Origin of the sequence: Pseudomonas sp. 2995-3, from assembly GCF_002742565.1 — a bacterium.
GTDB classification, from domain to species: Bacteria; Pseudomonadota; Gammaproteobacteria; order Pseudomonadales; family Pseudomonadaceae; genus Aquipseudomonas; species Aquipseudomonas edaphica.
Window position 1 is genome coordinate 1 of the sequence record NZ_LJSB01000230.1, and the last position, 13,849, is coordinate 13,849.

Annotated in this window: 14 protein-coding genes; 3 read left to right on the forward strand and 11 right to left on the reverse strand. The window is 61.1% G+C overall.

Annotated features, from left to right (window positions below):
* Nucleotides 1-291 precede the first annotated feature (291 nt).
* A complete protein-coding gene (locus AOA62_RS24155) occupies nt 292-1,938 on the forward strand; it encodes an MFS transporter (protein WP_017136435.1) in 1,647 nt (548 codons plus the stop codon).
* On the forward strand, nt 1,935-3,083 hold the full coding sequence (locus tag AOA62_RS24160; RefSeq protein ID WP_017136436.1) for an HlyD family secretion protein: 1,149 nt from the start codon (nt 1,935-1,937) through the stop codon (nt 3,081-3,083). The genes AOA62_RS24155 and AOA62_RS24160 overlap by 4 nt, the downstream gene beginning before the upstream one ends.
* 121 nt (nt 3,084-3,204) lie before the next feature.
* Here the strand turns inward: AOA62_RS24160 and AOA62_RS24165 are convergent, their stop codons facing one another.
* The 11 genes from AOA62_RS24165 to AOA62_RS32610 all read right to left on the reverse strand — a co-directional run bounded on the left by AOA62_RS24165 (nt 3,205) and on the right by AOA62_RS32610 (nt 13,036).
* Nucleotides 3,205-4,062 (reverse strand): aldose 1-epimerase, encoded by an 858-nt coding sequence (locus tag AOA62_RS24165; RefSeq protein ID WP_099550002.1) that lies wholly within the window; start codon nt 4,060-4,062, stop codon nt 3,205-3,207.
* Nucleotides 4,062-5,342 carry a TRAP transporter large permease gene (locus AOA62_RS24170; protein ID WP_017136438.1) on the reverse strand — a complete coding sequence of 427 codons (1,281 nt, stop codon included), beginning with the start codon at nt 5,340-5,342 and terminating at the stop codon, nt 4,062-4,064. Before AOA62_RS24170 ends, AOA62_RS24165 begins: the two co-directional genes overlap by 1 nt.
* Nucleotides 5,342-5,869, reverse strand: coding sequence for a TRAP transporter small permease (locus tag AOA62_RS24175; protein WP_017136439.1), 528 nt, complete (start codon nt 5,867-5,869; stop codon nt 5,342-5,344). The genes AOA62_RS24170 and AOA62_RS24175 overlap by 1 nt, the downstream gene beginning before the upstream one ends.
* A gap of 64 nt (nt 5,870-5,933) precedes the next feature.
* Entirely contained in the window at nt 5,934-6,896 is a 963-nt protein-coding gene (locus AOA62_RS24180; protein WP_099550003.1) for a TRAP transporter substrate-binding protein, read from the reverse strand.
* A gap of 51 nt (nt 6,897-6,947) precedes the next feature.
* Nucleotides 6,948-7,823, reverse strand: coding sequence for an SMP-30/gluconolactonase/LRE family protein (locus AOA62_RS24185; RefSeq protein WP_099550004.1), 876 nt, complete (start codon nt 7,821-7,823; stop codon nt 6,948-6,950).
* A 30-nt stretch (nt 7,824-7,853) separates the two neighbouring features.
* Nucleotides 7,854-8,672, reverse strand: coding sequence for an NAD(P)-dependent oxidoreductase (locus AOA62_RS24190; protein ID WP_099550005.1), 819 nt, complete (start codon nt 8,670-8,672; stop codon nt 7,854-7,856).
* 231 nt (nt 8,673-8,903) lie between these two features.
* Complete coding sequence (locus AOA62_RS24195; protein WP_099550050.1) at nt 8,904-10,166, reverse strand: OprD family porin; 1,263 nt, start codon at nt 10,164-10,166, stop codon at nt 8,904-8,906.
* A 243-nt stretch (nt 10,167-10,409) separates the two neighbouring features.
* Complete coding sequence (copD, locus tag AOA62_RS24200) at nt 10,410-11,267, reverse strand: copper homeostasis membrane protein CopD (RefSeq protein WP_099550006.1); 858 nt, start codon at nt 11,265-11,267, stop codon at nt 10,410-10,412.
* Nucleotides 11,268-11,270: 3 nt separating this feature from the next.
* A complete protein-coding gene (gene copC, locus AOA62_RS24205) occupies nt 11,271-11,636 on the reverse strand; it encodes a copper homeostasis periplasmic binding protein CopC (RefSeq protein ID WP_099550007.1) in 366 nt (121 codons plus the stop codon).
* Nucleotides 11,630-12,097: a GNAT family N-acetyltransferase gene (locus AOA62_RS24210; protein WP_017136446.1), complete on the reverse strand. Its 468-nt coding sequence runs from the start codon at nt 12,095-12,097 to the stop codon at nt 11,630-11,632. Before AOA62_RS24210 ends, copC begins: the two co-directional genes overlap by 7 nt.
* 75 nt (nt 12,098-12,172) lie before the next feature.
* On the reverse strand, nt 12,173-13,036 hold the full coding sequence (locus AOA62_RS32610) for a GGDEF domain-containing protein (protein WP_017136447.1): 864 nt from the start codon (nt 13,034-13,036) through the stop codon (nt 12,173-12,175).
* Between the two features lie 188 nt (nt 13,037-13,224).
* On the opposite strand from AOA62_RS32610, the gene AOA62_RS24220 reads away from it, so the two are divergent.
* A complete protein-coding gene (locus AOA62_RS24220) occupies nt 13,225-13,845 on the forward strand; it encodes a TetR/AcrR family transcriptional regulator (RefSeq protein ID WP_017136448.1) in 621 nt (206 codons plus the stop codon).
* The last annotated feature ends 4 nt before the right edge of the window (nt 13,846-13,849 follow it).

Sequence of the window (13,849 nt, forward strand, 5' to 3'; positions counted from 1 at the left end):
TCATCGAAAAGGATGTAAGGGCCGGAGCAACAGCAACAGCAACAGCAACAGCAACAGCAACAGCAACAGCAACAGCAGAGCCATACTCGGTCTAATGTGGGAGCTGGCTTGCCTGCGATGGCATCAACTCGGTGTACCTGACACACCGAGGTGTCTGTATCGCAGGCAAGCCAGCTCCCACAGTTTTGACCGTGCCCGCACGAGACATGGCAAGATGAACGCCTCTCAGGTTTACTGGTCCCTGAGTAACGGATTTACCGACCTTGCACGTCGGCTCATCAAGGTCATGCGATGGATAAATACACCCCCCACACTTGGCAACCCCACGAGCGGCCGAGCTTGCCCGGCTCGCCGTCGACGCCGCTGCACCCTACGCACAAGCGTTGGCTGTTTGCGTTGGTCGGGATCCTGGTGGCAATTACCGGCGGGCTCGGCAATGCCCTGGTGATCGCCAACCTGCAATATCTGCAAGGCGCACTGGGTGCCACCACCGCAGAAATGGCCTGGCTGCCGGCCGCCTATGTGATGACCAACGTGTGCATGAACCTGCTGCTGGTGAAGTTTCGTCAGCAGTTCGGCCTGCGCGCGTTTACCGAGGTGTTTCTGGTGCTGTATGCGCTGGTGACCTTCGGCCATTTGTTCGTCAACGACTTGAGTTCGGCGATTGCAGTACGGGCAGCTCACGGCATGGTCGGTGCGGCGCTGAGTTCGTTGGGCTTGTACTACATGATCCAGGCGTTCCCCGCCAAGTGGCGGCTCAAAGCTCTGGTGCTGGGCTTGGGCACTGCGCAGTTGGCGCTGCCACTGGCGCGCTTGTTCTCCGAAGACTTGCTGCAAATTGCCGAATGGCGCGGGCTGTACCTGTTCGAGCTGGGCATGGCGCTGATCTGCCTGGGCTGTGTGTTCATGCTCAAACTGCCGCCCGGCGACCGTTTTAAAACCTTTGAAAAACTCGACTTTCTCACCTTTGCCATCCTTGCCAGCGGCGTGGCGTTGCTCTGCGCGGTGCTGTCGTTGGGGCGTATCGACTGGTGGCTGGAAGCGCCCTGGATCGGCGTGGCCTCGGCCTGTTCGCTGGTGCTGATCATGGCCGGCCTGGCCATTGAGCATAACCGCGCCAACCCGATGTTGATGACGCGTTGGCTCGGCAGCGGGGCGATGATTCGCCTGGCGCTGGCGGTGGTGCTGATTCGCATGGTGCTGTCCGAGCAGTCCACCGGCGCGGTGGGCTTTATGCAGATGTTGAACATGAGCTACCAGCAGATGCACACCCTCTACGTGGTGATGCTGGCCGGGGCGATTGCCGGGCTGGTGGTCAGCGCGCTGACGATCAACCCGGCGCACCTGCTGATGCCGTTGATCATCTCCCTGGCGCTGATGGCCACCGGCTCCGTGATGGACAGTTTCTCCAGCAACCTGACCCGCCCGCAAAACCTGTATATCAGCCAGTTCCTGCTAGGCTTTGGCGGCACCTTCTTCCTGGGGCCAACCATGGTGCTGGGCACAAAAAACGTATTGACCAACCCGCGCAACCTGGTGAGCTTCTCGGTGATGTTCGGCATCTGCCAGAACCTCGGCGGCCTGATTGGCGCGGCGTTGCTGGGCACGTTTCAGATCGTGCGCGAGAAATACCACTCCAGCATGATCGTCGAACACCTGACCTTGCTCGACCCACGCGTGGCGGCGCGGGTGCAGAGCGGCGGCTCGGCCTACGGCGGTGTGATTGCCGACCCGGAACTGCGCAACCTCATGGGCATTCGCAGCCTGGCCACGGCGGCCACGCGTGAGGCGAATGTGATGGCCTACAACGACGTATTCATGCTGATCGCGATCATCGCGATCCTCACCATGCTCTGGATCTTCACCCGCAGCCTGTGGCTGATGAGTACCACCAAAGCAGCAGCCCCTCCCGTTCAACCCAGCGGCGTTACTTCATGACCGAAACCACCACCACGACCACGACCAACGCCATCGCCTCCACTCCGGAAGGCACGCCACCACCGGGCTCGACCGTCACGGAGCCGCGCTCGCTGCGAGTGCGCATCATCTCATCGCTGGGTTTTGCCGCGATTGCCATCGTCGGTGTGTTGATCGTGCTGTATGCCTGGCAATTGCCACCCTTCAGCAGTGCGGTGGAAACCACCGAGAACGCCCTGGTGCGCGGCCAGGTGACGATTATCGGCCCGCAATTGAGTGGCTACGTGTATGAAGTGCCGGTGCAGGACTTCCAGTACGTCAAGGCCGGCGACCTGCTGGTGCGCCTGGATGACCGCATCTACAAGCAGCGTCTTGACCAGGCGCTGGCACAGTTGGCGGTGCAGAAAGCCTCCTTGGCCAATGTGGTGCAGCAGCGCAACAGCGCCGAAGCCACCATCAAACTGCGCCAGGCCGCGCTGGTGGACAGCCAGGCCCAGGCGCGCAAAAGCACCGCCGACTTGCGCCGCAATGAAGAGTTGATCAGCGATGGTTCAGTGTCCAAGCGCGAGCTGGACGTGACCCGCGCCGCGAATGCGCAGACCGTCGCAGCGGTGGCTCAGGCCCAGGCCAACCTGGAAATCGCCCGTCAGGACCTGCAAACCGTGATCGTCAATCGTGGTTCCCTCGAAGCGGCGGTGGCCAGTGCCGATGCGGCCGTGGAGCTGGCGCGTATCGACCTGTCCAACACCCGCATCATTGCGCCGCGTGACGGCCAGTTGGGGCAGATCGGTGTGCGCCTGGGCGCCTACGTCAACTCCGGCGCGCAGTTGATGGCGCTGGTGCCGCCGCAGTTGTGGGTGATCGCCAACATGAAAGAAACCCAGATGGACAATGTGCAGGTCGGCCAGCCGGTGACGTTCACCGTGGACGCGCTCAACCACCGCAAGTTTCACGGCACGGTGCAGCATATTTCCCCGGCGACCGGCTCGGAGTTCAGCCTGTTGCAGGCGGATAACGCCACCGGCAACTTTGTGAAGATCGCGCAGCGGGTGCCGGTGCGGATTACGGTGGACCCGGATCAGGCCGAGAGCGAGCGCCTGCGGCCGGGGTTGTCGGTGGTGGTGAGTATCGACACGGCGGGCCGCCTGAAAAACAGCCCGCCTTGACACCATGCGGATCAAAAATGTGGGAGCTGGCTTGCCTGCGATAGCGGTTTGTCAGGTCCAGGTGTGCAGGCTGACACACCGCCATCGCGGGCGAGCCCGGCTCCCACAGGTTTTTTTTTGGTTATAAAGGTTGGTATTTCAGGGTGAAATTGAGGTGAGTTGACTGGCCTTTTTCCAGCAGCTTCAGGCCGGGCCTGCCCGGCAGGTGATGCGCATTCACCGGATGACTCACCGGCTCGATGCAAAAGAACCCCAACCCCGGCGGGCAGAACAGCAGGAAGTAATCGGCGCCGCTCGCCTGGCACTCCAATGCATAGCCCAGCTCCGGCTGTTCGATGCGGCAACGCCCGTCCCACTGGCAAAACCCATTGTCCACCAGGCCTTGCGGCAGCCCTTTGAGCTGAGTGAAATCCCATTCGGCAGGCACCGGCGCCAGCCCGGTTGGCAGCTTGGACGCATCACTCATCCACACCTGCGAAGCCTTGGCCTGCAACCGCGTGCCGGGCCTTCGTGGCAAATACGGATGCAATCCCAAGCCATGCCACGCGGCTTTTTCGGCCAGATGCGTTACGCGCAACTCGATACTCAGTTCGCCGCCACGTAAGCGAAACCGCTGCTCGGCGCGATAGGCAAACGGCGTGTCGCACACCACCTCCAGCACCACTTCATCCGCCGTCTGGCTGACCACCTGCCACGCCTGTTGCCAGGCCGAACCGTGAATCGGCAGCGGGTCGAGCGGGCTGTTGGGCGTGAGTGCCAGCCAGCCGCCGGGGTTGTCGAAACCGCCGTGGGCAACTCGATTGGACCACGGCGCCAGCGGGTAACACGCCAGCTTGCCCGGCAGCCCGGTGTTCAGCGCAGCTTCGTCGCTATGGCGCAACAGCGGCTGCCCGGTCGCGCGCACCGTCCAGTTGACGAGGCTGCCACCTACGGCCGGGGCGAGGGTGAGATGGGTCAGGCTGTCTTCCAGTTCAATCATCAGAGCACCAGCCCGGGAAGCCACAGGGACAACGCGGGAATGTAAGTCACTGCCATCAATATCAGGAACAGTACCGCATAAAACGGCAGCAGCGCCGTCACGGTTTTCTCGATACTGACCTTGCCCACCGCCGCACCCACAAACAGCACCGCACCCACGGGTGGAGTGATCAGGCCGATCCCGAGGTTCACCAGCATGATCATGCCGAAGTGCACCGGGTCCACGCCAATACCGAGGATCACCGGCAGCAGAATCGGGGTGAGGATCAAGATCAGCGGCGCCATGTCCATCACCGTGCCGAGCAACAGCAGCATCACGTTGATGCACATCAGGATCACGTAGCGGTTGTCCGACAGGGTCAGGAACAGCGTGGTGATTTTTGCCGGGATCTGCATCAGGGTCATGATGTAGCCGAAGCTGGCGGCGAAGGCGATCAGGATCATCACAATGGAAATGGTGCGCACCGTGCGGTGCATCAGCTTGGGCAGCTCACGCCATTTGTAGTCGCGATAGATGAACATGGTCACGAAAAATGCCCACAGCACGGCAATCGCGGCCGACTCGGTGGCAGTGAAAATGCCCGAGAGGATGCCACCCAGGATGATCACCATGGCCATCAAGCCCCAGAGCGCGTCGGCGCAGATCTTCAGCGCTTGTTTAAGCGGGATGACCTCGCCCTTGGGGTAGTTGCGCTTTTTCGCGAAGATCAGGCACAGCACCATCAGGCATGCACTCATCAGCAGCCCAGGCACCACGCCGGCCATGAACAATGAGGCAATCGAGACCGTGCCGCCGGCCGCCAGGGAGTAGAGCACCGAGTTATGGCTGGGCGGCGTCAGCAAGGCTTGCACCGAGCCGCTGACAGTGACGGCGGTAGAGAACTCACGCGGGTAGCCACGGCGCTCCATTTCCGGGATCAACACCGAACCGACCGAGGCGGTATCGGCCACCGACGAGCCGGAAATCGCGCCAAAAAACGTCGACGCCACGATGTTCACCAACGACAGGCCGCCGCGCACAAACCCCACCAGCACCCCGGCAAACGCGACCAGGCGGCGTGACATGCCGCCCTCGGCCATGATCGCTCCGGCCAGCACAAAGAACGGAATCGCCATCAGCGAAAACTTGTTCACCCCGCCCGCAACCTGAATCATCAAGGCCTGGAACGGGATGTCGATCCACCACGCGCCGATCAGCGCCGACAGCCCGAGGGCGTAGGCCACCGGCATGCCGATCAGGATCAAGGCGATAAAACTGCCCAGCAGCATCAATGCGTCCATCAGGCAGCCCCTTCGTTTTCTTCAACCAGATCAAAGCGCACCACGCGGCGCTGGCTCTGGTCACCGAGCAAGAGTTTTTCCAGCACGAACACCAGCGTCAGCAGCCCGCCGATCGGGATTGGCATATAGGTGATGCCCACGCGCAGGGTGGGGATCGCACTCATGAACTGGTTCCAGGTGGACAGGCACAGCTTGCTGCCCCAGACGGTCATGAACAGGCAGATGGTGGCCATCAGCAGTTGCGTGATAACGCCGACGATTTGCCGTTGGCGCGCTGGCAGGCGGTCGGTGACCACGGCCACCGACATATGCGCGCCGGCACGGTAACTGGCGGCGGCGCCGATAAAGGTGAACACCAGCATCAGCAGGATGGCGGTGGGCTCCGGCCAGCTTGCGCCGGTGCCGAGGATGTAGCGGGCGAAGATGCCCCAAGGAATGATCAGCGCGACCCCGAGGACCGAGAGGCCGGCGACCCAGATGCAGGTCATGTAAATGCGGTCGTTGATGCGCAGCACTAAATTCTTCATGGCGTTCACCGTAACCGGGCGCGTCGATGCCGACCGCGCCGGGCCTGACTAAAGGAAAGGGTGATTACTCGACCGCGTCGATGCGCTTGATGATGTCGGCGTAAGCCGCACCGTACTTGGCGCGAACCGCTGCGGTGGCGTCATAGAAGGGTTTTTTGTCGACGGTGATGAACTCGACGCCGGCCTTCTTGAGCTTTTCCTCGCTGCTGGCGGACTTGGCGTCCCACAGCGCGCGCTCATCGGCCTGGGCGGCCTTGGCGGCTTTTTTCACCAGGTCTTGCTGGTCGGGCGTGAGTTTGTTCCAGGTGATCTTCGACATCACGATGGGTTCGGGCAGGATCAGGTGCTCGGTGAGGGTGTAGAACTTGGCGTTCTGGAAGTGGTTGTGCTCCAGCATGGTCGGCGGGTTGTTTTCCGCGCCGTCGATCACGCCGGTCTGCAAGGCACTGAAGATTTCGCCGGTGTCCATGGCAATACCGTTGGCGCCCATCGCGTTGAAGGCTTCGATGAAGATCGGGTTGCCCTGTACACGAATTTTCATGCCCTTGAGGTCTTCGATCTTGCGCACCGGCTTCTTGGTGTAGAGGTTGCGCGTGCCACCGTCCATCCAGGCCAGGGCCACCAGGCCGAACTCGGAGTCGGTGATCTTGGCGAGGATTTCATCGCCGATCTCGCCGTCGATGATTTTGCGCATATGCGCCTGGTCGCGGAACACGAACGGCAAGTTGAACACGTTCACGTCCGGCACCACCGGCCCGACGATGCCGAGGCTGACGCGGGTCATCTGCACCGCACCGACCTGGGCCTGTTCGACCACTTCTTTTTCGGAACCCAGGACACCGCCCGGGAAGTATTTGAAGGTCAGTTCGCCGTTACTTGCCTGAGTCAGGGCCTTGCCCATGTTCTGTTCAGCGACGACGGTGGGATAGCCGGCGGGATGGATGTCGGCGAATTTGATTTCCAGCGCGTGGGCGGCGGTACTGAGGGTAAAGAATGCAGCGGCGAGCAAAGTGCGTTTGAAGTCCATGGGGTGTCACTCCTGTCTTATTGTTGTTGTATTCAAGGCACAGCGATGCAGCTAGAGGGTGAACGTGGGCTCCGGCAATCCGCTGACGCCGGGGTTGAGGGCAAACACGCCGCCGGCGACCGACTGCTCACTGTGGTCATCACGAATCGAGGTGACGAACAAGGTGTCCAGCCGGCTGCCGCCGAAGGCGCACATGGTGGGTTTTTTTACCGGCACGCTGAGGGAGCGGTCCAGACGGCCATCCGGGGTGAAGCGGTGAACCAGCCCCGCGTCGTTGGCGCAGATCCAGTAGCAACCCTCGGCGTCGACTGCCGCGCCATCGGGGCGCCCGAGGAATTGATGCATGTCGATAAATACGCGGCGGTTGGATGGCGTGCCGGTGTCGATGTCGTAATCGAACGCCCAGACCTGCTGCACCAGCGGGTGTGAATCCGAGGCGTACATCGTGCGGCCGTCCGGGCTGAACGCCAGGCCATTGAGGGTGATGAACCCGTTCAGTTGCGCATGCGGCGCGGCGCCTGACGCATAGCGGTACAGGGTGCCTTCGGCCGCATTCAGGCCCATGTTCAGCACCATGCTGCCAGCCCAGAAACGGCCCTGGCGATCGCAGCGGCCATCGTTGAGGCGCATGTCCGGGCGTGGGTGCTCGATGCTCGCCAGAGGCGTGGTGTCGAGGCTGCCGTCGTTATGCGGGGTGAGTTGGAAAAACCCGCTTTCCATGCCCGCGAGCCAATTGCCCGCGTCGGTGCGGGCAATACAGGCGAGCATCTGCGGGGCTTTCCAGGCGGCGACGTGGCCGGTGGCGGCGTCCCAGCGTTGCAGGCCACCGTTGGGGATGTCCACCCAGTACAGCGCGTTTTCCTGCGGCACCCACACCGGGCATTCACCCACGGCATTGCGGGCGTCGACGATCAGTTCAGCGGTCATGGCAACTCATTCCCTTGGGTTGATGTACGTTCAGTCACCAAACGGCCCCGCCGCGCAGAACGCGCCGCCCTGGTAGACCGCGGCCGGGTCATCGGCGGCCACTGGCGGCTGGGTTTCGACCTTGGTGCGGAACACCTCGGAGCTGTCCTTGGGCACAAAACCCAGGTGCGCGGCGTAGCGGTTGTCCCACCAGGTGTCGAGGTTATCCGACATGCCGTAGACCACGGTGTGGCCGACATTGGGCGTGTACAGCGCGCGCTCGAGCAGTTGGGTCAGGTCATCGAAACTCAACCAGGTGTGCATCATCCTGCGGTTCTGGGGTTCCGGGAACGAGGAGCCGATGCGGATGCTCACGGTCTCGATGCCGTAGCGGTCGAAGTAGAAGCTGGCCATGTCTTCGCCGTAGGATTTGGATAAGCCGTAGTAGCTGTCCGGGCGACGTGGGGAGTGGGCGTCGATCTGTTCGTCTTGCTTGTAAAAGCCGATCACATGGTTGGAGCTGGCGAAGATCACTCGTTTCACGCCATGGCGGCGGGCGGCTTCGTAGATATGGAAAACACCGCTGATGTTTGCGCCCAGCACTTCTTCGAAAGAGCGCTCCACCGACACACCGCCGAAGTGCAGGATGGCATCGACGCCTTCCACCAGTTGGTGCACAGCCTGTTTGTCGGCCAGGTCACAGGGTTGCACTTCTTCGAACTCACCGGCCGCCGGGGCCATGTTGGCGATGTCCGACAGGCGCAATACCTGGGCATAAGGGCGCATGCGTTCGCGCAAGACTTTGCCCAGGCCGCCGGCGGCGCCGGTGAGCAGCAGGCGGTTGAAGGGGACAGGCGTGGTGGTGGTCATGGGAATTCCATTGTTGTTGTAGGTTGTCGTATGACTTGATGGAAGTATCGTTTTGGACTCCCTGGGTTGTCAACGCCCTTGCAGGCAAGTGATGCTCAAAAGGTGGGAGCTGGCTTGCCTGCGATTGCGGTCGGCTAACTGACATTTCTTTTGCTGATCCTGCGCTATCGCAGGCAAGCCAGCTCCCACACAAGCGGGCTGCTACACATGTCAGTGCCTGCAGGGAGCGCGTTACAGCAACGAGATCGGGTAGCTGACAAAGATCCGATTCTCATCAAACTCGTTGTTGCTGAAATCCCGACGCATGGTCGAGTTGCGCCAGCGCACATTCAAATCCTTCAGTGTGCCGCTCTGCACCGTGTAGGCCAGCTCCGACTCGCGGCCCCATTCCTTGCCGTCGGTGATGGCGCCAGTGTGTACGTTATTGCCGCTGATATACCGGTTCATCATGGTCAGCCCCGGAATGCCGAGTACCACGAAGTTGAAGTCATGGCGTATCTGCCAGGATTTTTCCTTGGCATTGTCGTAGCTGGCGTTGTAGCTATCGTTGGCCAGGGTGCCGCCGCTGGTGCCGTTGACCCTCATCCACACGCTGTCGCCGGTGAGTTTTTGCAGGCCGACATAGAAGGTGTTGCCTTTGTATTTGGCCGAGAGCAGGGCGGAATAGGTTTTGTTATCGAGGTTGCCGGCCAGGGCGCTGCCGTCCTCCTTGCCATTGAAGAACCCCAGGTTGGCGCCAAACGTCCAGTCGCCGACCGGCTGGCTGTGGGTCAGGTTCAGGTATTGCTGCTGGTAGATGTCGGTGAGTTCGGCGTACCACACGCCGACCTGGGTGCGTTTGTCGTTGAAGGTGTATTCGCCGCCGCCGAAGTTGAAACGGTCCGAGGTGAACGCGGCTTTGCCGTTCATGAACATGTCTTCCATGCTCCCATCGTTGCGTGGGCTATTGCCGCGAAATTGCCCGCCGTAGAGCGTCAGCCCGGCGATTTCATTGGAGGTTACCTGGCCGCCACGAAAGGTCTGCGGCAAGGAGCGGCCGTCGTCCGAGCGCAGGATCGGCAGTACCGGCATCCATTCGCCAACTTTCAGTTCGGTTTTGGACAGCCGGGTTTTCAGTGCCACGCCCAGGCGTCCGAAATTGTCGGCAGGGCGGCCATCTCTGTCGAGCGGCAACAGTTGGGTGCCGCCGGTGCCTTTACCGCCATCGAGCTTCTGAGAATACAGGCCGAGTACGTCAATCCCGAAGCCCACGGTGCCTTGGGTAAAGCCGGATTTGGCGTCGAGAATGAAGTTCTGCGTCCATTCTTCGGCCTTGGCCTGTGGGTACGTGGGGTTGGTGAAATTGCGATTGAAGTAGGCATTGCGCAGGTTGAGCGTGGCTTTGGCATCGTCGATAAAGCCTTCTGCCTGGGCGCTGAGGGGCAGGGCTAGTGCCAGGCTGCTGAGGCTGATAAGACCGAGACGCGAGGAGGAATTGCGGGCGAATTGAGGCACAGTGAAGCTCCCTTCCATTTTGTTGTTTTTATTATTTGTTATACGTTGTCGTACAACATTGCGAGGGATATTTGCGGGGTTTTCGGGGGCTGTCAAGCAGAAGTTATACGATGACCAAGTGCGCATCGATGAAAAGCGGGCACGGTCCATGTGGGAGCTGGCTTGCCTGCGATGGCATCGACGCGGTGTAACTGTGGGGCCGCGGTGTCTGCATCGCAGGCAAGCCAGCTCCCACAGAGATCTTCAGCCGACCATCACCATCGGCGGCAAGGTGCCCAGCAGGGACACCGCGGCTACTGCTGCAATACCCAGCAACCATTCGAGCATCACACTGGCTTTCAAACTGCCCACTCGCTCCTCACAGCGCTCGATACGCAACCGGTTCAAGAGCGCCAGCGCCAACATACCCAGCACCAGCAGCACCTTGATCAACAGAATCAGCGCAAACCCGTTAAACAGCGGCGTGGGCCACAGCTGCCCGGTCAGCACGCGAACATTGATCAAACCCGTAACCAGCAAACCGGCAACCAGGCCATAACCTAAGCCGCTGAAGCGCTTGAGGATCGGCTCCAGCGCAGGCTTTGGCGACAGCCGCAGAATCAGCACCAGCAGCAACAACCCGCCCAGCCAGGCGCCGACGCACACCAGGTGCACCACTTGATTGAGGATCAGCAATTGGCCGCTCAGCCCATTGAGCATGGCGCCATGGCCGACCGGTGCCAGCGTCGCCAGCAGCAGTGCGGTCAACGGCAGGCGCAAGGCCGGCCAGGGTTTGAGCAACACCACTACCAGCAGCAGGTTCAGCAACAGATGCCAGACCCACACCTGGCCGAAAAAGGTTTTGCCCAGCACCAACTGTACGGTGGCCGGTTGCAGCGCCGCGTCCCAGCTGCCCGCCATGCTGGCGGTGATCAACAGCAGCCAGGCCACGCCGGAGAACAACCCTAGCCAGGCCAGGGCGCGGGTGATGCGCAGCAGTTGTCGGTCGAGTACCGGTTGCACTTCGTTGCCCAGCAGCCAGGGCCTGAAGGCACAGGCCCCGAACATCAACAGCACGACGATGAAATGCACGAAGCGGCACAGCACCAGCAGGGTTGCCATGGGTTATTGGCCGACCTTGAAGCTGTATTCACCGTTGCTCTTGTGGGTGTCGACCGAGACGGCGTTCCACACCACTTTGTAGTTGCCGGCGGCCAGCGGCGCGGCGGGTGTGACCACCAGGGTTTTCTTGTCGGCGTCCGGGGTTTCCAGGCCTTTGATGGCGAGTTCGGTGCCGTCTTTGCTCAGGGACACTTTGGTGAAGGTGGCCTCGACGCCTTCGCTGAAGGTCAGGCGCAGGTCGGCGGGCGCAGCAACCGTGCTGTCTGCCGCCGGTGTCGAACTTTTGAGATGGGCGTGGGCAAATGCCGCAGAGGCGCCCAGCAGGGAAGCGAGCAGGGTGACAGTGGTGAGGGCTTTCTTGATCAGCATTGTTCAGTACCTTCAAGTGAGTGAGTCGGTAATGCCATGTGCAACAAGGGAAAGGGTTTGCCTTCGCCATCCAGCGGCGAGCGCGCGACCTGGATAAAACCATAATGCAGATAGAAACCCACGGCCTGCGGGTTTTGTTCGTTGACGTCCACGGTCAGCGTGTCATGACGGGCGCGGGCGTGGTCGAGCAATTGGCGGCCGACGCCCTGGCCGCGGCGCTCGGGGTCGATAAACAGCATTTCGACGTTATGCCCGCCAGTGCCGATAAAACCGGCGATACCGTGGTGGTCTTCATACACCCACACGTCGAGGGCCGGCATTGGCAGGTAGGCGTCGCGCACCAGCGGCAGCAAACGCTGGATGTCGTCCTCGGGGAGGAAGTCATGGGTGGCTCGCACCGAGCGCTCCCACAGTGCGCCCAGCACCGGGTCGTCGGCGGCCACGCGAGGTCGAATAGTCATTGCAATGATCCTTCAAGTGGACCGCGATCCTAACCAATCCGTTTTTGGCGGGAAAGGTTCGGGTAGGAAGTTTCATCACTCGGCGGCCAACCGCAGCCTTTTTATCCTGTACATATCGCTGTCTGCGTGGCTGAGCAGGGTATCGGCGTCTGCACCGTCGGCCGGATAAAACGCCACGCCCACACTGCACGACGGCATCTTGACCGGGCCAAACTCAGCGCCCAGCGGCTCGGCCATGGCCGCGAGAATTTGCGCGACTTTGGCGCTAACCGTTTCGTGTGACTGCACATCGGTCAGCAACACCGTGAATTCGTCGCCGCCCATGCGCGCCACCAGGTCGCTGTCACGCACGCAACGTTCCAGCCGCCGTGCAATCACGCAGAGCACGCGATCGCCCACCGCGTGGCCATGCACATCGTTGATGCCCTTGAAGTCATTGACGTCCAGAAACAGCAACGCCAGCCGGGTGTTATGACGCTGTGCGGTGTGCAGGGCCGACGCCAGGCCATCGTTGAACAACGAGCGGTTGGTGAGCGCCGTCAGCGGGTCATGGTGGGCGAGGAAGCGCAGTTCCTCCTCGGCCTGGGTGAGCGCCGTCACGTCGCGCGCCACGCCGATGCGCGCGCCGACTTCTTCGGACCAGAACGCTGCCCACAGGATGTGCACCACGCTGCCATCCTTGCGCAGATAACGGTTGCGAAAATCCACATGGGGCCGGCCATTCATGACCCGCACAATCGAAGCCCGCGTGCGTGCCAGGTCTTCGGGGTGCATGTAGTCGGTAATGGGGGTGCCGGTCAGTTCGTCGGCGCGGTAACCGAGCAGGGCTTCGCAGGCATCGCTGACAAACACGATCAGGTTGTCACTGTCGACCACGAAGACCGTGTCCAGCATCAAGTGGATCAATTTCGGGTAGAGGGCGTGCAGGTCAACGGCCATAGGTCAGGGGTGTCCGGTTCAGATGCGCCGATCATAGCTCGATCACGCAGGCTGACGCCTTGGAATACTGCGGGCTTTGAAGCGCTGGCGCCGATCTGGCGATCAATGGCGTGTAGCCTAATGAGGCGGTTCATGATGTGATGGTTGAAAATGAATTGTATTTAAAAGTGACTGGGGCTCCATCATCCATGGGCAATCACAAGATCGGTATCCGGCGCAGCAACGTCGAGAAAATCCTGCTGGCGGCAGAGAAAGTCTTTGCCGAGAAGGGCTATGGCAGCACCGCCATGGCCGATATTGCCGAAGAAGTGCAACTGCCGCGCTCCAACCTGCATTACTACTTCAGCACCAAAAGCGAGCTGTACAGCGCCGTGCTGTTCGACCTGCTGGACCTGTGGAAGCAGGACGCCCTGAGCTTTGAAACCTTCGATGACCCGCGCGTGGTGCTCAGCAGTTACATCCGCGCCAAGATGCAGCGCTCACGCACGCGGCCGCATGGTTCGAAAGTCTGGGCGAATGAAATCATCCACGGCGCGCCGACCCTCGGTGAGGCGCTGGACGAAAGCCTGTACGACTGGGCCAAGATGAAAGAGGCGAAAATTCGTCAGTGGGTGGAAGACAAACGCATCCTGCCGGTGGAGCCGTCGAGCCTGCTGTATATGATTTGGGCGTCGACCCAGCACTATGCGGACTTTGATCACCAGGTGAAGATCTTGAATGATCACCAGCCGTTGTCGGACAGGCAGTTCGAGAAGGCAATCCAGACGGTGACCAGTGTGATTTTGCGTGGGATTGGCTTGGAGCCTTGATGAT